The organism is Bradyrhizobium sp. URHC0002 (genome assembly GCF_054059515.1).
The window spans coordinates 8,173,390-8,191,324 of the sequence record NZ_JBSSCF010000001.1 but is presented as its reverse complement, the minus strand read 5'-3'; the positions used below and the strand labels follow the sequence as shown (position 1 = coordinate 8,191,324).

22 protein-coding genes and 1 pseudogene are annotated in these 17,935 nt (G+C 62.3%); 6 read left to right on the top strand and 17 right to left on the bottom strand.

The annotated features are described in order from the left end of the window. Positions 1 to 274: 274 nt before the first annotated feature. From ACVWVY_RS39505 to ACVWVY_RS39495, 3 genes are all read left to right on the top strand, one after another. The gene (locus tag ACVWVY_RS39505; RefSeq protein ID WP_456631451.1) at positions 275 to 1,270 is read left to right on the top strand and encodes a helix-turn-helix domain-containing protein; all 996 of its coding nucleotides are present in this window, start codon (positions 275 to 277) and stop codon (positions 1,268 to 1,270) included. A 204-nt stretch (positions 1,271 to 1,474) separates the two neighbouring features. Beyond that, a complete protein-coding gene (locus ACVWVY_RS39500; RefSeq protein WP_456631450.1) occupies positions 1,475 to 2,020 on the top strand; it encodes a carboxymuconolactone decarboxylase family protein in 546 nt (181 codons plus the stop codon). 43 nt (positions 2,021 to 2,063) lie between these two features. Next, entirely contained in the window at positions 2,064 to 2,426 is a 363-nt protein-coding gene (locus tag ACVWVY_RS39495; protein ID WP_456631449.1) for a DUF488 domain-containing protein, read from the top strand. Here ACVWVY_RS39495 and ACVWVY_RS39490 read toward each other — a convergent pair. From ACVWVY_RS39490 to ACVWVY_RS39430, 13 genes are all read right to left on the bottom strand, one after another. After that, positions 2,423 to 2,920, bottom strand: a complete 498-nt coding sequence (locus tag ACVWVY_RS39490; RefSeq protein ID WP_456631448.1) for an OsmC family protein — start codon at positions 2,918 to 2,920, stop codon at positions 2,423 to 2,425. The genes ACVWVY_RS39495 and ACVWVY_RS39490 overlap by 4 nt on opposite strands. A 43-nt stretch (positions 2,921 to 2,963) precedes the next feature. Continuing rightward, a complete protein-coding gene (locus tag ACVWVY_RS39485) occupies positions 2,964 to 3,245 on the bottom strand; it encodes a hypothetical protein (protein WP_456631447.1) in 282 nt (93 codons plus the stop codon). Between the two features lie 130 nt (positions 3,246 to 3,375). Further along, complete coding sequence (locus ACVWVY_RS39480; protein WP_456631446.1) at positions 3,376 to 4,062, bottom strand: antibiotic biosynthesis monooxygenase family protein; 687 nt, start codon at positions 4,060 to 4,062, stop codon at positions 3,376 to 3,378. Between the two features lie 15 nt (positions 4,063 to 4,077). Continuing rightward, on the bottom strand, positions 4,078 to 4,215 hold the full coding sequence (locus ACVWVY_RS39475) for a hypothetical protein (RefSeq protein ID WP_456631445.1): 138 nt from the start codon (positions 4,213 to 4,215) through the stop codon (positions 4,078 to 4,080). A 30-nt stretch (positions 4,216 to 4,245) separates the two neighbouring features. Continuing rightward, a complete protein-coding gene (locus tag ACVWVY_RS39470; protein WP_456631444.1) occupies positions 4,246 to 4,533 on the bottom strand; it encodes a hypothetical protein in 288 nt (95 codons plus the stop codon). Positions 4,534 to 4,643: 110 nt separating this feature from the next. Then, complete coding sequence (locus tag ACVWVY_RS39465) at positions 4,644 to 5,057, bottom strand: cupin domain-containing protein (RefSeq protein ID WP_456631443.1); 414 nt, start codon at positions 5,055 to 5,057, stop codon at positions 4,644 to 4,646. 139 nt (positions 5,058 to 5,196) lie between these two features. Further along, positions 5,197 to 5,361, bottom strand: a complete 165-nt coding sequence (locus ACVWVY_RS39460) for a hypothetical protein (protein ID WP_456631442.1) — start codon at positions 5,359 to 5,361, stop codon at positions 5,197 to 5,199. Further along, the gene (locus ACVWVY_RS39455) at positions 5,327 to 5,476 is read right to left on the bottom strand and encodes a DUF1003 domain-containing protein (protein ID WP_456632436.1); all 150 of its coding nucleotides are present in this window, start codon (positions 5,474 to 5,476) and stop codon (positions 5,327 to 5,329) included. The genes ACVWVY_RS39460 and ACVWVY_RS39455 overlap by 35 nt, the downstream gene beginning before the upstream one ends. A 452-nt stretch (positions 5,477 to 5,928) precedes the next feature. Further along, a complete protein-coding gene (locus ACVWVY_RS39450; protein ID WP_456631441.1) occupies positions 5,929 to 6,261 on the bottom strand; it encodes a hypothetical protein in 333 nt (110 codons plus the stop codon). A gap of 78 nt (positions 6,262 to 6,339) precedes the next feature. Continuing rightward, positions 6,340 to 6,828: a bacterioferritin gene (gene bfr / locus ACVWVY_RS39445; protein ID WP_456631440.1), complete on the bottom strand. Its 489-nt coding sequence runs from the start codon at positions 6,826 to 6,828 to the stop codon at positions 6,340 to 6,342. Between the two features lie 168 nt (positions 6,829 to 6,996). Continuing rightward, a complete protein-coding gene (locus ACVWVY_RS39440; RefSeq protein ID WP_456631439.1) occupies positions 6,997 to 7,215 on the bottom strand; it encodes a (2Fe-2S)-binding protein in 219 nt (72 codons plus the stop codon). Positions 7,216 to 7,581: 366 nt separating this feature from the next. Beyond that, entirely contained in the window at positions 7,582 to 8,043 is a 462-nt protein-coding gene (locus tag ACVWVY_RS39435) for a caspase family protein (protein ID WP_456632435.1), read from the bottom strand. A gap of 199 nt (positions 8,044 to 8,242) precedes the next feature. Then, positions 8,243 to 8,614: a hypothetical protein gene (locus ACVWVY_RS39430; protein ID WP_456631438.1), complete on the bottom strand. Its 372-nt coding sequence runs from the start codon at positions 8,612 to 8,614 to the stop codon at positions 8,243 to 8,245. A 655-nt stretch (positions 8,615 to 9,269) separates the two neighbouring features. Between ACVWVY_RS39430 and ACVWVY_RS39425 the strand changes: the two genes are divergently transcribed. After that, the gene (locus ACVWVY_RS39425) at positions 9,270 to 10,340 is read left to right on the top strand and encodes an ATP-binding protein (RefSeq protein ID WP_456631437.1); all 1,071 of its coding nucleotides are present in this window, start codon (positions 9,270 to 9,272) and stop codon (positions 10,338 to 10,340) included. A gap of 31 nt (positions 10,341 to 10,371) precedes the next feature. Then, positions 10,372 to 12,240 carry a Na+/H+ antiporter NhaA gene (gene nhaA, locus ACVWVY_RS39420; RefSeq protein ID WP_456631436.1) on the top strand — a complete coding sequence of 623 codons (1,869 nt, stop codon included), beginning with the start codon at positions 10,372 to 10,374 and terminating at the stop codon, positions 12,238 to 12,240. Between the two features lie 454 nt (positions 12,241 to 12,694). Here the strand turns inward: nhaA and ACVWVY_RS39415 are convergent, their stop codons facing one another. Beyond that, on the bottom strand, positions 12,695 to 13,552 hold the full coding sequence (locus ACVWVY_RS39415) for an SDR family NAD(P)-dependent oxidoreductase (protein ID WP_456631435.1): 858 nt from the start codon (positions 13,550 to 13,552) through the stop codon (positions 12,695 to 12,697). A 317-nt stretch (positions 13,553 to 13,869) separates the two neighbouring features. Between ACVWVY_RS39415 and ACVWVY_RS39410 the strand changes: the two are divergent. Beyond that, positions 13,870 to 14,626: pseudogene (locus ACVWVY_RS39410) on the top strand (IS5 family transposase). Here the strand turns inward: ACVWVY_RS39410 and ccoS are convergent. From ccoS to ACVWVY_RS39395, 3 genes are read right to left on the bottom strand one after another with little or no spacing between them, the layout of a single operon-like run. Beyond that, positions 14,623 to 14,811, bottom strand: a complete 189-nt coding sequence (ccoS, locus tag ACVWVY_RS39405; protein ID WP_456631434.1) for a cbb3-type cytochrome oxidase assembly protein CcoS — start codon at positions 14,809 to 14,811, stop codon at positions 14,623 to 14,625. The pseudogene ACVWVY_RS39410 and the gene ccoS overlap by 4 nt on opposite strands. Then, positions 14,811 to 17,087 carry a heavy metal translocating P-type ATPase gene (locus tag ACVWVY_RS39400; RefSeq protein ID WP_456631433.1) on the bottom strand — a complete coding sequence of 759 codons (2,277 nt, stop codon included), beginning with the start codon at positions 17,085 to 17,087 and terminating at the stop codon, positions 14,811 to 14,813. The genes ccoS and ACVWVY_RS39400 overlap by 1 nt, the downstream gene beginning before the upstream one ends. A 48-nt stretch (positions 17,088 to 17,135) precedes the next feature. After that, positions 17,136 to 17,933: a DUF2189 domain-containing protein gene (locus ACVWVY_RS39395; protein WP_456631432.1), complete on the bottom strand. Its 798-nt coding sequence runs from the start codon at positions 17,931 to 17,933 to the stop codon at positions 17,136 to 17,138. Between the last annotated feature and the right edge of the window lie 2 nt (positions 17,934 to 17,935).

The window sequence follows — 17,935 nt, the reverse complement described above, 5'->3', positions numbered from 1 at the left end:
ATGTCAGGGTTTGCATCGGGATCGGCTCGGTCATCTTTTCATCAAGTGCTTTTTGCTCATTTGGGATCTCCTAAGGTCTCAGTTCCGGACGGTTGGAATGAGGGCCACGGCAAGTGCGGCACGCTCACGCTCGTCAAAGAGGTTCCCAGCTTCCGCCCAGGCTGTTGGTCATGGCGAGCAGATGCGCACCGTCCTAGCCATAAGGCAGTACCAAGCTTTGCAATTGTCCGGTCCCAAGACTAGGACACCAACTCAATCCGAGGGTCCGAAACACATGTCCGATCGTCCAAATCTTGTCTTGCCGCGATCCGATCTCGATGTGCTGATGGCAACCTTGGATGTCGACGTAGTTGGGCTCATCGAGTGTTTGGTCAGTCCAGGTTGGCGCCTGTCATTCGGGAGCGCGGACGTGCCGGCTATCCACTACAATCTTTCCGGGACCGGACGAATGGTCGTGGGTGGTTTCCCCGCATTTCCTCTGGTACCTCACACCCTTGTCATCACGCCCGCCAAGAATCCGTTTTACATTGAGGTTGATGGCCGCACAGCGGCCAAGACAATGAATGTGGTTGAAGCGCAATGGGATCCGCGCTTGGGGGAGCACATCCAGCGATTCGTCGCCGGGGACGTCGACCCGACGGTCATGCTGATTTGCGGGTACTTCCGCGCCACCTACGGCTCGTCGATCGACCTCTTTGCAGGCCTTTCCACGCCGATTGTCGAGCGCTTCGAACCCGGCGATGAACTGGGGTCAAAGTTGCAGGCTGCGTTGGCAGAAATCAGCGGCCGGCAGGTTGGAATGCAGGCGATGACGACCGCCATCCTGAAGCAGGTCCTCGTCACGCTCGTCCGTCGGAGTCTGAATTCGACCAGCGTTTGGCTCGAACGCTTTTCTATCCTGAGTGACCGTCAAATCGCTCTTGCGTTCGCCGATATGGTGGCGCGACCATCGGCCGATCACTCTGTCATCGCCTTGGCGCAGAAGGCTGGCTTGAGCCGATCCGCATTCATGACGCGCTTTGCGCGCGCGATCGGATGTTCGCCTATGGTCGCGCTCCGGCAAATGCGGATGAAGCGTGCAGCCGATATGCTCGCCGCGAGGACATTTTCCGTTGAGCAGATTGCGCGGGCGGTCGGTTATAGGAGCTGCAGCAGCTTTCTCCGTGCCTTTCGCAAAGTGCATGGATACGTCCCGGCAGAATCTGAGGGTGAAGGGCGCTCCGCGCCGCCAGCTTCTCCCCGGTCAGCGCGGCGCGTCGGGCGCAGCTGAGGACGAAGTCCGGGGCACGTGACATTAGTGCGACGGTCGGTGCTCAGCCGATGAAATGCTGTTATCGATTGCATGATCAAGAAACATGATCGCCGCAGCGCGACGCGCCCTAGTATTCGAGGCGGTCCAGTGGCCACCACTGGCTGTGACGGTTGCATCGTCACCAACCGAATAATCGTTTGCGGTCTACAGAAGGAGGCTCAAATGCCCCGTATTGCCATTCCGAAACGCGAGGACTCCCCCGCGGAGTCCAAGCCGATCCTCGACAACGTCGACAAGATGCTGGGCTTCGTGCCTAACCTGCACCGCCTCATGTCGATCAGCCCGAACGCGCTCTCCGGCTGGGCTGCCCTGATGGGATCGCTTGCGAAGACGCTGGACGTCAAGACGAGAGACGGGATCTCGCTGGCGGTGTCGGAGGCGGACGGGTGCGACTACTGCCTCGCCGCGCACAGCTTCATCGCGGGCAACATGGCAAGAGTCCCGGCGGACGAAATCGCCCTGAACAGGGAAGGCCGCTCGAGCGATCCCAAGCGCCAGGCTGCGCTCGCCTTCGCAAAAGAGCTCATCGAGAAGCGCGGCAAAGTTTCCGACGCCCAGTTTGCGGCGGTCAGGGATGCGGGGTGGACAGACGCCAACATCGTCGAGATGATCGCGCTGACTGCGCAGTTCCTGTTGACCAACTTCATGAACAATGCGGTGCAGACCCCGATCGATTTTCCCGCAGTCCGTCCCGCCAAGACAGCCTAACGCGAGGTGCTCTCCTTTGGAGAGGGGAGGGCTGGAGAATCCAATGTCTCGACGGCCCTCGAGGCCTGGTGTCAAGCGCGTCTACGAGCCGCCCGAGGCCTCAGACGGCATGAGGGTGCTCGTCGACCGTATTTGGCCGCGCGGGCTCACGAAGGAGCATGCCAGCGTCGACGTATGGCTGAAGGACATCGCCCCGAGCGCCGGCCTCAGGACCTGGTTTGGCCATGACCCGAACCGCTGGCCCGAGTTTCATAAGCGATACTTCGAGGAGCTCCGCGCCAATCACGCCGCAGTCGAGCACCTGACGGATCTTCTATTGGCGGGCAAAGTCACGCTGCTCTTCGGTGCGCACGACACCGCGCGCAACAACGCCGTGGCGCTCGCGGACTACCTCGCGGCATATTAGTCGGGGTCGATGTTCGGGATCGGAAGCTCGCTCAAGTCGTCGTCATAGCTTGCCGCCGGGCCGACGCTCACGTTATCGTTAGTGCGGATGTCGGCGCTGAGGCCGAGCGTCCGCCCGATGGGACACATGTTCGCAGCCTGCATCAACTGGGAGCGCTCGTCGTCGCGAAGGTTTCCCTCGAGCGTGATGGAGCGCTCGAAGGAGTCGCGGCCGCCATCCGCGCCATGGTAGTACGACACGGCAACCTCGACGTGGGAAAGCGGGAATTTCCGCCTTCGCGCCTGCAGCCGTATCGTCATCGCCGTGCACGCGGCGAGCGAAGCGCTCAGCAGCTCGTAGGGGTTTGCCCCCGCTGCCGTGCCGCCCCTGCCGTCTGGGCCGCCGATCGAGAACACCGATGCGCCGGCACGGCCTTTAAGCGCGCCAGCGCCGTCTAGGTCGCCGGCCACCTCAGCCTGTGGGCGAGGAGCTCCATCGTCGTTCGAATTCGTCATCGTGCTTTCCTTTCAGATTTTGACAAGCCTCGCGGCTGGCCCGTCAGGGCGGGTCGCGGCAGTCGATCAGTTTACACGGCATCTTTGCGGGAGCCTCTGCGCGCATCGGCGCAGTCTCACGCTCGCTGATGAAGATTAGCACGTAAGCGCTGATCACCCACTGGACGACAGCGAAGGACGCTTCTAGCGACCGCCCAATCGAAGGCAGCGAGACCGCCAGGATGTTCGAGCCGAACGTGGTGAGGGACGAGACGAGCAACGCCGTCAGCGGAACGCGGAATTTCCGCGAAGCCTCGGCCCCTCGCTTGTCCACTGCGCTCGTCATTTCCGCGGATCTCCTTGATCGTGTTCGTCGCTGTCACCTCGCGAGAGCGACCCTAGCTCCTCCACGGCTCGCCCCTGGGTGAACGCAGGATCGAACTCGCAGCAGGCCAGCCCCTCCCGACGGAGCGGTGTCAGGCGTGGAGGGTCTTGCCGCCCTTGGCGTCTGCGTAGTACTGAGGCGCCTCGCGACGGTCGTATTTCCCGTACTCGCGTACGATCCGTACTCTCCGGACCCTTGCCTTGTCATTCGCGGCGGAAGTGTCCTCGAAGGCCTGCGCCGCAGCGGCGTCCTTCCAGGATATGAGCAGAATCAGGTCGCCGGGCGTAAGTACGGCGTCGAAGATGTCCCAGGACGTGCTGTCGGCGGCCCACGGGTTCAGGCCGAGCCACTCGGCGCAATCGTACGGGTTGTTGGTCTGCTTCCACTCCGCGGGGCGAGTCGCGTTGATCAGCGTGACCGTTGTTCCCTCCCCGACTTCGGTCTCGTCGAGCCTCTGCTCCGTGAGGGCGTATCCCGTCGGCACCTGATTGTCGGCAGTGATCTGGCCGACGCGCAGGTGGTAGTCTGCGAGGATTTCGTCGCGGCCCTTCTGCTGGACCTCCTGATGACGCCTGCGGGTGCGCCAGCGGACGAGCGACTTTTCGTCCCGCCAGCTCGAAAGCGAAAGGATCCAGCCCTCGCGGGTCAGGCTCTTGTAGCGGATGTTGTCGACGAAGCCCTCGACCTGTTCCAGCTCGGGGCGCAGCATCTTGGCGTTGTCGAAGTAGTCATCCCAGTTCTCTTTATTGGGGATGACCTCGAAAATCACTGAGAACATGTTCGTATCCCGCTCCTAGAGTGCTGCGACGCAGTCGATCTCGATGTCGAAGTGCCCAGGCCAGGCGCGCCGCCCTTCACGGCAGAAGACCTTCAAGCCATCGACATCGATCGTTTTTGACAGCATCCGCGTGGCTCCCGTTTCCTTCACCAACACGTCTCCTGCAAAACGAGAGGGATGGTCTCAAGCGCCATAGCGTTCGGTCTTGATCGCTCTCGCTTCCAGTCCCAAGGCGAGAGCGGCGTCCGCTGCGATGTCGACGAAGGCGTTCGACCCGCACATGAAGGCGCGGCCGGGGGACTCAGGCAGCCGCGCCGCGACGTCAGCGACCATCCTGGCGTCGATCCGCCTGCGGAAGTCGGTGCGGCGCGTCGCAGGCTCGCGTGTCAGCGCCAAGGCGAGCGCGAAATCGGGAAGCGGCCTCTCGAGCTCGAGCAACTCGTGGCGGCCTGTGAAACCGCGAGTGACCATGCGGATTTCCTCCGTGCCGGCGTGTCGGGTCAACCATCTGGCGCGGTCGCGAGCGGCCGGGCTCGCGCGGGCGCACGGTCACGAACGCCGCGCGCCGCGGGTCCCCGCCCCTAGGGGAACGTCAGGCCGAAAGCGGCCGGATCGGGCTGCTCGCCTTTCCGTGGGACCAAGAAGCGCTCCAGCCCACCCGGCACGAAGCTGAGCAGCAGGGTCGCCTGATCGCCGACCACCTCGATCGTATGCGGCACACCGCGGGGAAGAGCCGCGTAGGCGCCCGGCCCCACCTCGACACGGGCATCGCCGACCCGCGCGATTAGCTTCCCTTGCACCACGTAGATCAGTTCGTCCTCGCGCGAGTGGGTGTGCAGCGGCGGCTCCTCCCCGGCCCGCACCGTCCACATGACAGCGCCATATTCGCCTCCGGACTGGCTGCTCTCCACTTTCATCTCGACGCTCGAGCCCCCGCTCGAGGTCACCGTCTCGCCGCCGTGGGGCGGCGTGAGAACCGGCTGCTGGACTGACATTTGTAGCCTCCTGATTGTTGGACCCTTGTTCGACTTCGCAGTGGCGGCGAAAGGTTGTCGTTCACAACGTACCGTGAAGCATGATAGTCCGCGCGGCGAATGGGAAATGACGTCACGCCATGAAGTCGATAGCCGCGCGTTATGACGGCCGTCCGCCCTCCGAATCGGACTCGCGTGCACCCGACGCCGACTGCTCCAGCAGTTTGGTCTGCATCCTGACGGCCTCCGTTAGCTTCAGGACTTCGCGCTCGCGCAGTTGGTCGATCTTCTCATGCAGCAACTCTATCTCGAGCTCCGCCTTCACGTTGGTAGTCGTTCTCCGCAGCCCTGCGATCGATGTCCTGCTGCCGGTTCTGGCTCATCATGATGACTGGCGCGGCGGAGGCCGACTGGAACGAAAGCGCGAGATTGAGAAGAATGAACGGGTAGGGGTCCGAGCCCCTGTTGAATAGGTTCGCCGCCTTTCCTAGCAGCTATGCCTTGTCCGATCCTGCTCCAACCTCGCCATCGCGGGACACCATGCGGATATGGCGCCGTACGACGCAATCGATCCTACTCTCGGATTATTCACCCAGACCATGAGATTAGAATATGAGCCCCTCGTACAATAGCGCGAACGACCTCACGCGACGCATCATTATGCAATCCCGTCAAAAACTAAACGGGAGGGCGATGTCCATAAGCGATGGGCGACAAGCGGATAAGCCGGCTCTACTGTCACGTCAGCCTCAGGATATTCCTTCACCCGGCCTCGACCCGACTCTCTCAATCGCGATCCTGTCGACCTGCGTCCGCAAAGATCGTAAGTCTTCATGTAAGCAGTCCGATGGGTTATGGCGAACTAGTTTATGCCGTCTATCCGTCCCGAGCGTCATTTCGTAGGAGGCTGAACATACCGCAGTTCTATTTTTGATGCTCTAACCTGAAGGAAGCTCTGATTGATCGCTACAGCGCTGTAGTAGACGACCTCGCGGAAGCACGTGATCACGCGGCCTGTGTCGTGCGATCCCTTATCAAGGCGCGCAGCCTCGAAGATTGGCGCGGCTGGGTCCTGCACGTCAACGACGATCTCGGTGATGAGCTCTTCGTCGTCCCCTTCGCTGCTCGAGAAGCCGCATTGAAGTCGCGATGCTCGCGGTTCAGTCACCCATAGCGCCGCTTCGCCGATGCGTTGTGGTATCAAAAGCAGATGCAGCAAGCTCATCGCGACTGCCTGTGACCCGTATCACCCCGCGCGTCATTATATGCGTGGGCCTCCGGTCGCTGTGGACGGCGCGAAAGTTCAGTGCTCTTCGGTCTCGAGCCCACCGACACGCTTCTGGGTGTAAAGCTCGAGCCCGATCCGGTTGATCAAATCAAGCTGCGTTTCGAGGAAATCGATGTGGTGTTCCTCGTCCATCATCAGGTTATCGAACAGGTCGCGGGTGACATAATCGCTCACGGAATGACAATACGTCGCCGCCTCTTGGTACAGCGCACGCGCGCTCATTTCGGCGGCGAGGTCGCAATCGATGATTTCCTTGACGTTCTGGCCGATCCGCAAGGGATCGAGCAACTGCATGTTGGGAAAGCCTTCGAGGAAGATTATCCGGTCGGTGATGCGGTCGGCGTGCTGCATCTCCTCGATCGATTCTTTGCGCCAGATCTTGGCCATGTCCGAGAGGCCCCAATTGGCCAGCAGCCGGTAATGCAACCAATACTGGTTGATGGCAGTGAGCTCGTGACGCAGTCCCTTGTTAAGATACTCGATGACTTTGGGGTCGCCCTGCATGATGAACTCCAAGGCTTGAGGCCAGGTCTTGGGCTTTCGTTAGTTTAGAACGTTTCTGAGGAAGAACAAACAGGCAGGCATTCCCCGGTACGAAACCGAGAGGGGCCCGTCCAGCAAATCCAGGGAAGTTAGGGCGCTGTGGGCGCAAATTGGGGCTCATCCCGCGCGTCATCCATGATCCGGCGATGCGGGCCTGCTTGGCAGGCCAGCACATTCTCTGGACGCCTCGTCGATGATCGTCTTGATGGTGCGCGCGCAGCGGCCGCATTCGGCGCAGCAGCCAAGGCAGTCATAGATCTGCTTGGCATTGCATGGCGCGTCGTCGGCCGTGTTCACGGCGTGGCGAACATCGTGGTCACTGAGGACATTGCAGGAACAGACGATCATGAAACGCGAAAAAGACCTTCAGTGATGCAGCGTCATCGATATGGGACGGCGCCAGGACGCGTTGGAGGTTCCAAACAAGGGGGAGATGAGGAGTGGCGCCCTCCATGGGAAGTCAGCCTTGACCTTTTTATCTTTGGAGTCGGTAGAAATCTGTTTGACCCCTCGCGGCGACCGCTAGCTGCAGAGCCGACGAAGGACACGGGAGTGCCGCTCCCTGCCGGCCAAAGACTAACGCTCTCGGTTAGCGTAGATGACACTGCTGGAATCTGTCGGCCCTGAGTAGCAGCCACCACTGCGTTTCGGGTGTTGTCCTCCTCGATCCCCTTCGAAGAATCCGTCTGCGTAAGAAGAGCGCTCATCAGCTGACTATGTCGTTCCGTCGGGTCTTCGACGACCTGGCCAGGCGCTGCTGCTCAGGATGAGCGCGTTCTCGCTCGTTTGAATGGGTGCAAGTCCGTGTGAGTAGGTCCTGAAGCGTTGCTCGTAAGGATTGCGGCGTGAGGCCCCAATGGCTACGAGCCTGACGCGTGCTCCGGAAGTCTTGAGTTGCGAAAGAAGACGGTCAATGCTTACGCCTTGTCGACGGACATCTTCTTCACTCCAGATCTTCGCATCGACTGGGATTAAATAATTTTGCCCGTCAGATTCGACGCTGTAACCTTCGAAATAGACTAACACAATTGAATTCAAATGTACTCTTGCCCTTAGATGATCAATTGCGCGGGTCATTTCGGCGCGCGTTGCATTGTCAACGGCGTCGACCAGAAAGCCGTCTTTGCGAAGAGCATTTGTCAAACCTTCGGCATGCGTGGCTTGAGGGAGCCGCACGCTGCCAAGCTTTGGCGTTACCACCAGCCGTCGTCACCGCCGGCCGTAAGGGAAGCCGGGATAGCATAAGGTCGGATAGCTCCAATACATCGTCAATCCATTGGATGTGTCGAAGGCGGCGATCTGATCGCGGATCGCCTGGAGGTGGCGCCGACTTCCTTACATAAACGCGCCGCCTTCGGGAGCGCAGAGGATTTTATCAATACTGCGGACACGTCGGCGCGTCGGTCCACGGCGCTGTCGCAAAGGCGCCGACGCGCGGACCGGGCACGCAAGCTGATCTGTAATATCCGTGGCCGTAGGCTCCATAGTATGAATTATAGGTCGGATAGCTCCAATACGAACTATAGGCGGGATACCCCCAGTACGAATTATAGGTGGGATAGCCCCAGTACGAAGGGGAGGGATGACCCTGCCGCACCTGATAGCGCACGTCCGTCGTCACGGCTGGTACCGCCGTCTTAATCGATGTGCCATTGATCGGCGCAGCAGACGATTTGGCCGTGGCGGTCACTGCGATAGGAACAGCAATCGCGAGCGCAACCGCGAGGCTGCGGACTTGAATCTTCATGGGAGCTCCTGTTCGTTTTAAACCACCCGAAGAGAATACCTTGCAACGCCGGCGAGGGAAATCACCTCTGGCCATAGAGTCGATAGACGATCATTATTGCCGCCGCGCCGCGTGATGCCGCAGCGAGGAATGCCACCAGCGGCATCTGCAGAAGCTCCGTTGCCGCCGTTGGGCCAATCGAGGTTGCGCGTGCCAACGCGCCGCCGTGACCCCGACATTCGTGGTGCGGGGATCCAACGCTCGGAGAGTTGGAAATCCGTGCGAGTGGCAGCCACCGCACCAATGCTAGTAGAAAAAGTGAAGCCTGTACCGCGCGCCGAGCTCCTCAGAGTGAGAGGCGTTCCTTTCCCTCAGCATCGATCCAGTAGGGGGCCGCGAGTTCAGGGGCAGCCCGGAGGATAGGCACGTGAACACGTCTTCGCGGTCGCCGAGAGTTCCGCTCCGGCGAGGCGGCGCAGACGGAAGCGCCGCACTCCCGCCGCAGCCCGCCAAGCGTCTCTCAGCCATTCCGATAACGGTCGGCTATCGACTCCATGGCGAGAGGTGATTTTCCTTTTGACCGTCATGGACTCAATCTTCGAGCCATCGTCGCCCACCCTCGTGCACGGGCCGAAGTCGGCGTTCCGTTGAATGATCATAGGCCGGGAGGTCCGACATGCAGATCAAAGAGACAAACGGCGTTTCATTCCCCAGCTCTGTCGAAAGCCCGCCGCTGGAGGATGTCGTCGTGCTCGTGGACCGCGCCGGCGCCTCGCTTGGAATGCGGCGCGCGTTCAGCGCAAGCGTGAGTTGCGTGCGCGAAGGCGGCAGTAGCGGCCTCATCGCGTCCACGTACGTGGAGATCCCGCTCGTCGGGTCCGACGGCGAGGTCTCGGGGATTGTTTTCCACGCCAGCCCGCGGTCCGACACGCGAGGCGCGGTCCCCGCTGGCGGACGGGTGAGGGTGAGGGCGATAACGGACTTGGCGCAGTTCGTCGTCCACGACATCAATAACCTTCTCGCCGTTGTCGGGAGCGGCCTGCGGCTGCTCGAGTGCCAGAGCGATGCTGCGTACCGAAAGTCCACCGTCGACAAAATGCAGGAGGCGATCACGCGAGGCGCGTTGCTTAGCCGACAGCTCCTCGAGGCTGCGCGACCGCGCCCCAAGTCGATCGACGGGTTTGTCGCAGGCAGTCGCCTCGCAGCGATAGCGGGCACGCTTTACCGGGCGTTGCGTCCGGACATCACGGTCAGCACTGAGATCGCCCCTGATTTATGGGCCTTCAATGCCGACCCGGAAGAGCTGTACTTCGCTTTGCTGAACCTCTGTCGAAACTCGGCCGATGCTATGCCGGGGGGCGGCGCGATCACCGTCGCGGCGCGGAACGTCGAACCTTCCGCTGGCGCGGCCGGGGGATTCGTCGAAATCGTCGTCGCCGACGACGGGGAGGGCATGCCCGAGGAGGTTCTCTCGCAGGCCTTCACCCCGTACTTCACGACAAAGGCCGCGGGCAGCGGCACCGGCCTCAGGCTCATCCAGGTCCAGCGCTTCGCCGAAGGACGAGGCGGCGCGGTCTGTATAGAGAGCGAGCGGGGAGGCGGCACGTTGGTGCGCCTCTTCCTCCCGCGCGTGCACGCGGCTGGGTACCCCGGCAGAATCGTCGGCGCGGAGATCGCGTACACGCCGTCACCCGACGGCGGCGTATTCCACGTCGTCAACCCAGCGACGGCTGCGCTGACTTCGTAGCCGGCGCGAACACCTGGAGACCGGTTCAGCGATGCAGCTCATGATCCCGCCCGGCCGCCTCGACCGTCCGGTCGACCACGAGAGGGACCACGTGCTCGGCCCCACCGATGCCGAGATCACGCTCGTCGAGTACGGCAGCTACGCGTGCCCGCACTGCAGGGCTGCTAACGAGCGCATCGCACAAGCACGCGACCAACTCGGCGACCGCGTCTGCTACGCCTTCCGCCACAGGCCGCTCACGGACAACAGCCTTTCGTTTCGGGCCGCCGAGCTCGCTGAGCTTGCCCAGACGCCCGAGGCGTTCTGGTCCGCGCACATCAAGCTGATGACGAGGTCGATGCAGCTCACAGAGGACGACCTCGTCGCGGTGGCCGCCGATCTTGGCGTGAACGCCGACTTCGCGCTCGGCGACAGCGACGCCGTGCGGCGCGCGAGGGCGAGGGTAGAGGCGGACGTCGCAAGCTCACGCGCAAGCGACGTGAGATTCACGCCGACCTTCTACATCAACCGCCGGCGCTACGATGGGCCCTGGGACGAGAGCTCTCTCGTTGATGCGATGCTTGGCACGCTCGGCCACCGCGTCCGTACGGCAGCCCTGGACTTCGCGAGCTGGGGCCCGTCCGCCGGCATTTTGCTGATCCTCGCGACCGTGGCGGCAATCGTCTTGACGAACTCGCCGATCGGGCCGGCGTTCGAGGCGCTCTGGCACCAGAAGTTCGGCGTGAGCTTGGGCAACGCAGCCTTTCAGATGTCCATCCTCCATTGGGTCAACGACGGCCTGCTGACGGTGTTCTTCCTCGTCGTGGGATTGGAAGTGAAGCGCGAGATGACAGTTGGCCACCTCGCAAGCCGCCGCTCCGCCGCGCTTCCGATCGCCGCCGCGCTCGGCGGCATGGTCGTGCCGGCGCTTCTGTATGTGCTGGTCATCCCTGCGGGGCCGTGGTCGCACGGATGGGGCGTTCCGATGGCGACCGACACTGCGTTCGCGATTGCCTTGATCGCCGTGATGGGCGCTCGCGTTCCCGTCGAGCTGCGCATCTTCCTGACCGCGGCGGCCATCGTCGACGACATCGCTGCGATCGTCGTCGTCGCTGTGTTCTACTCCGGCGATATCCATCCGGGCTACCTGGCCGCGGCTGCGGCGGTGGTCGTGGCGCTGGCGCTGCTGAGCCGGTCGAGGGTCTACCTGCTCTCGCCTTACATCCTGTTGGGCGTCGCGTTGTGGGCGTTCGTCTACGCGGGCGGCCTTCACGCGACGCTGGCTGGCGTGGTACTGGCACTGTTCATTCCCACGCGCCCGCCTGCCAACCTGGCTGCCCTGATGACGCAGGCCAGCACCATCATCGCCTCCGAGGCCCGGCACGAGGGTGAGGTTCTCAGGCACGGCCCCTCCACCCCGGCGCTGCACGCGCTCGACGCAATCTACGACAGACTTGAATCGCCCGCCGACCGGCTGCTGCGGCACGCTGGCGCGCGGTCGAGCTACGCTGTCCTTCCGATCTTCGCACTGGCGAATGCGGGCGTGGCGATCAATCCGGGCGTCTTTGTTGGGCATGGCTGGCTCATGGCCGCGATCATCGCTGGCCTCGCCATAGGAAAGCCGCTCGGCGTCTTCCTCGCGGCTGCTGCGGCCGTGCGCGCAGGCATAGCCGTCAAGCCGGCAGAGTACACGTGGCGGCAGTTGGCCGGGGCCGGAGCCCTCGCTGGGATCGGCTTCACGATGTCGCTCTTTATCGCCGGGCAGGCGTTTCCAAGCGCTCCCGACTTCTCGGCCGCCAAGATCGCCGTGTTCGCCGCGTCGAATCTTTCGGCCGTCGTCGGGACTGCCCTGCTCTGGGGAGCTTCGCGTAAGGAGCTTATCGAAGAGGCGCCGCAGAGCGCCAGCATGCAAGTATCATAGCCCGCCGACATTTATGCGGGATCGTAATTCCACGTGGCCATCCAGCCATATGGCGAGGAGTCGATCCGGCGGCCTGTGAAAGCCCACTTCGCGCTCTCCGGCGGGGATGTGAGAAGATCGGATGCGTGACGCTGGGTAGTAAGTCGGAAGTTCAAACGGGCGCTTCGTTGGGAAACGCCGGCGTCATCGTCATCGCGATATCGACTTCTCCAAATGGGACTCCCCGTCAGGCTTTGCATATATGCGCAGGCACCTCATCCCCGGCCTCCAGTCGCTCCATCTAGCTCAGCATGTGGTGTGGCTTCTGTGTGTCCAATGCGATGTCGGGTAGGGTCAAAGGCTAACCTCGACAGCTGGCATGATCTTCGTCGCCTCATCTTCGGAAACAGACTTCCACGGCACTCTGCGCTCAGGTCGGCAGAGGGCCACAAGCGGCTGTGAGCAGATGCGAGAGCTAGCGTCGCGGCGTTCGTCCGCGTATACGGTCGAAGCCGTGCTTAATCGCTGCGAAGCGCTCGTCGATGAACGGTTCGTGCTCTGTATCGGTGAAAATGTAGGGCCAGTCGTTTTCGATGGCCTCGCGAACCAGTTCGCCCACATAGAGCGGATCAATGCCGTTGTTGATTCGTTCCTGCAATGCCTTGATGAACTCGGCGCGGGGTCCTTCTGTCGGCGGAGGGTTGCCGACGACAGCCCCAGCAAATCGCTGCGGCACGTTGCGCCGAGAGTTCATGATCTGCGTGCGGATGACGCCCGGACACAGAACGGATACCCCAATCTTCCTCGGCGCGAGCACGTCACGCATCCCCTCGGACATCGCCACCACTCCATATTTGCTCACATCGTACGCCAGACTTGGTCCCGCAATCAGTCCGGCGACGGACGCTGTGGAAACAACCTGCCCTCCTTCGCCGTGCGCTTCGATCAGCGGACCGAAAATCTCGAAGCCCCAGATCACCGACATCAGGTTGACGCCGAGGACCCAGTTCCAGCCTGCATCAGTCCACTCACCATAGGTGCCCCCGCCGCCGACGCCCGCATTGTTGACCAATATGTGGATTCGGCCATACCGCGCGACGGTCGCGTCCGCTGCCGCCTGAAGTTCGCCTTTGAGCGAGACGTCAGCTTTCACGCCATCGACATCGACGTTGGTCCGTGTCTTCAGGTCCGTGACCGCTTTTTTCAGCGCCTCTTCCTCGATATCGCAGAGCATGACCTTCACCCCCGCTTGTGACAGCGCGGTCGCGATCCCCAGTCCGATCCCCGAGGCAGCGCCTGTCACGAATGCGGTCTGTCCAGCCAAGTCTCTCATGCGCTTTCCACCTTGCTTTCACTCAACAAATTCGCCCGCCAGACTGCGCCGCGGAGTGCCGCAATGAACGCGCGTCGTCTCATGTTTCGCGCCCGCGCTACGCCTAGAAATAACCGATCGCTAGTTTCAAACTAGCACATTGGAAACCACTGGATAACGGGGACAGGGTCGGTTTTCGGAAGCGCTGGCTCCACGCCGACGATGACCGCTCAGGGAATGCGTCCGCTTTCGGGCACATCGCGCCCCCCGTCGGCACGGGGCTCATTGAGCCTAACTGCCGGCCACGATTCAAATCCTTCACCGAAGGGGGCCGAATCATGCGCTACGAACTCTCCGACGAGGAATGGACTGCCAGCAGGCCGATGCTGCCAAACAAGCCGCGCGGCGTACCACGGGTGAATGGCCGTCGCGTCCTCAATGGTATCTTCTGGGTTTTGCGACCCGGGGCGCCATGGCGTGATCTGCTAGCGGCATTCGGTCCTTACACGACTTGCTACAACCGCTTTGCTCGCTGGCGGTGGGCTGGTGTCTGGGGCTGCATGATAGACGCACCTGCCACCGCCCATGATGCGACTGTCCAGATGACCGACACCTCCATTGTGAGTGCATCAACATGGAGCCTGCATCACAAGGCATCAGCGCCAATCGATCGGAAGGTCGCGCGGCGGCTTGACGAGCAAAATCCATTCGGTGGTCAATAGCAATGGTCTGCCGATACGGCTCGCGCTGAGCCCGGAGAGGCTCATGACGCTCGACTTGCCGGCAAACTGCTGTCTCGTCTGAAATCCGGGTCGATGCTTCTCGCCGACCGTGGCTACGACGCCGACTGGATCAGAGAGCTTGCCATGATAAAGGGCGCGTGGGCCAACATCCCGCCGAAAAGCAATCGCAACGATCCGATCTGCTTCAGCCCTTATCTCTATAGAGCCCGGAATCAGGTCGAGCGGTTTTTCAACAAGATCAAGCACTGCCGCCGGATTGCGGCGCGCTACGAGGGGCGCCGCTAACTACCTTGGCTCGGTACAGCGCGCATCGATCAGGCTATGGCTGCATGCTAGTGAGTCCGCGTCCTAGTTGCGGTGACTCGGCTCGTCCCCGTGCGCCCGGGTTGCGGGCCCATCGCGGTTTTCGAACAGGATTCGTTCGGCGGCACCCGCAAGATCGTCATATTGGCCGCATCGCAGCGACCACATGAACGCGCCGAGCGCTATGGCGCCGAGCGCGAGCGCAACGGGAATCAGGAAGAAGTAATCCGTCATCAGGCTTTCTCCATCGCAAGCGCCTGGCCGGAGATATCGCCAGCGGGCGCGCCCGCGCGCGGCTCCTTGCGCGAGCGCCAGCCATGCAGCCGCAGGGCATTGGCGATCACGAGCAATGACGAGGCCGACATCGCCACCGCCGCCACCAGCGGTGTCACATGGCCGAGTATCGCGATGGGCACTGCAATTGCATTGTAGCCGATGGCGAGGATGAGATTCTGGCGCACGAGCTGCCGCGCATTGCGCGCAACCGCAATGGCCTGGGGCACGGCGAGAAGACTGTCGTGCAGGAAGACGAGGTCGGCGGCATTGCGTCCGACATCGGCGGCGGTGGCTGGAGCCATGGATGCATGCGCGGCGGCGAGGGCAGGCGTGTCGTTAAGACCGTCGCCGACCATCAGCACGCGCTGTCCTGCTTCCGTCAGATCAACGATGTGTTTCGTTTTGTCCGCGGGAGAGACGCCGGCGCGGTAGGGAAGTCCGAGATCCGATGCGAGATAGCGCACAGGTTCGTCGCGGTCGCCAGACATGATCTCGACGCGGCATCCCAAATTGGACATGGCAAGCACGGCCTCGCGGACGTCCGGGCGAAGATCGCTGTCGAAACGGAAGGCTGCGCGCAGCCGCCCGTTCCCGGAGAGGACAACACCGGTGGCGGCCGACTGTTTGGCGGCAGGCGTCAGCGCCCAGTTTGCCCGGCCGAGCCTGTAGGTTGTCGTGCCGATGGTGGCCTGCATTCCAGCGCCCGGCTGCTCTGAAAGATCGTTCAGCGTCACGGGCGTGACAGCATTGTCGCGTCCCGTGGCGGCCAGCGCGCGCGAGTAGGGATGGCGTGAATGGGCCGCGATCGAAACGGCGATAGCCAGCGCCGCGGGATCGATGTCATTACCGTTCATGAGCCGCAGCCGATCCATGGTCAGCGTTCCGGTCTTGTCAAGGATTACGGTGTCGACTTCGGCAATGCGCTCCAACGCGCCGCCGTCCTTGACCATGACGCCGCTCTCGAACAGACGCCGCGCGGCAACGACCTGCACCATGGGCACGGCAAGGCCGAGCGCGCAGGGGCAGGTGATGATCAGCACCGCGATGGCGATGGCTGCTGCGCGATGCAGGTCGCCTTCCACGATCATCCAGCCGATGAATGTCAGGAGTGCGGTGAGATGCACGACCGGCGCGTAGAGACGCGAGGCGCGATCCGCGATGCGCCGATAGACCGAGCGCCCGGCTTCGGCCGCTTCCATCATCCGTACCATTTCGGCGAGGAATGAATCTTTCGCGGCAGCCGTCGCGACGATGGTGACCGGGCCGGTCAGGTTCAGCGTACCCGCGGACAGCACCGCGCCCGGTGCAACCGGCTGAGGCAGGCTCTCGCCGGACACCAGCGCGTAGTCGATCTCCGAGTGTCCTGTTTCGACGCGGGCATCGACCGGCACGCGCTCGCCCGCCGCCAGCAGGATATGCATGCCCGGCTGGATCTCGCTCACCGGCAGATAGGCGTGTGTGCCGTCGTCCTGCACCACGAGCGCGCCGCGCGAGGACAGCCGGGCCAGGCCTCGGACAGCAGTTCGTGCCCGCGCGCGCATCATGTGATCGAGCGTGCGGCCGATCAGCAGGAAGAACAACAGTGAGATTGCGGCGTCGAAATAGGCGTGCGCTTCCTGATGGAACGTCTCGTAAAGGCTCATGCCGAAGGCAAGCAGCACACCGATGGAAACCGGAACGTCCATGTTGGTCTGGCCATGACGTAACGCGCGCCAAGCCGAGGAAAAGAATACGCGGCCCGAATAAATCAGCGCGGGGAAGGCGATCAGTGCGGAGATCCAGTGAAACATGTCGCGGATCGAGGCTTCGGCCCCGGACCATACCGACACTGACAGCAGCATGATGTTGCTGGCGGCGAAACCTGCCACCGCAAGCGCGCGGATCAATTCTTTCAGCGTCTCGTCGGTCTCGTCCGCGTCCGCGTCGTGAAGATATGCGTCGTAACCCATGTTGTGGAGCGTCTCGATGAACGGCGCGGGCGGCTTGTCCGCCTGCCAGCGGATTACGACCCGCTTGGTCGAGAGATTGACCCGCGCTTTTTCCACGCCGGGAAGCGCGCCGAGCGCCGCTTCGACCTTCTGGATGCAGCCGCCGCAGTGAATGCCCGGCACCGAGAGGTCAGTCTGGCGGACGCCGTCGCCGATGATGCGGCTTGCGAGCAGCACTTCCTCATTCCCGGTGTGGGGATCGGCCATCGCGAGAGCAAGTTCAGCGCCGGGCGCACAACAACTCATCGGTACTCCGTTTCTGCACGTCGCCGGCATTGTGCCGGCGGCGTGTCATTATATTGCGACTTCGACCACCACCGCGCGATAGGCATGCCATGTGCCGTGCCCGAGCAGGGGAAACACGATGATCAGGCCTAGCATTCCGGTGGCGAGGGAGAGCAGGAATAGTGCGAGCACAATGGCGCCCCAGGTCAGCATCACGGGCAGGTTGTTCCACACCAGCGCCATACTCGAACCCATGGCGGTGAGGGCGTCAACGCGCCTGTCGAACATTATGGGAATCGAAAACGCGCTGATGGCAAACGAGAAGGCTGCGAACAGTCCGCCGACCGCGCTGCCGACAATGAGCATAGCCCAGCCGACCGGCGTGGTGAACAGCATCGGTGCGATATGCTCGAGACCGGGAAACGGCACCAGGCCGAAAAACAACGCGTAGATGATCACCGCCGCGCGCATCCATGTGATCATCAAAAGGCACAACAGGACGCCCACGAAAAGGATCTGTCCGCCGCATCGCGGCCTGACGAAGATCATGTTCGCGAGATTGATGGGCAGGCCGGCGGCAAGGCGGCGGCTTTTCTCATAGAGACCGACGGCGAGGATTGGGCCCATCACCATGAAGCCCGCGAACGCCGGAAACAGGATATAGTCCCAACCCAAACGAAAGAGCCCGCCGACGATGGCGACCGACGTGAGAAAGATCAGCAGGCCGTAGCAGAGGCTCGTCATTGGTTGAATGGTTAGGTCCTGCCAACCCTTAGCAAGCCAACTGAGCGCGTCGGCTGGAGCAAGCGAGCGGTGCCAGCGGGTTTTCGTGGGAAGCGGAGGCACGACGGTCGGGATGATGGTCATGT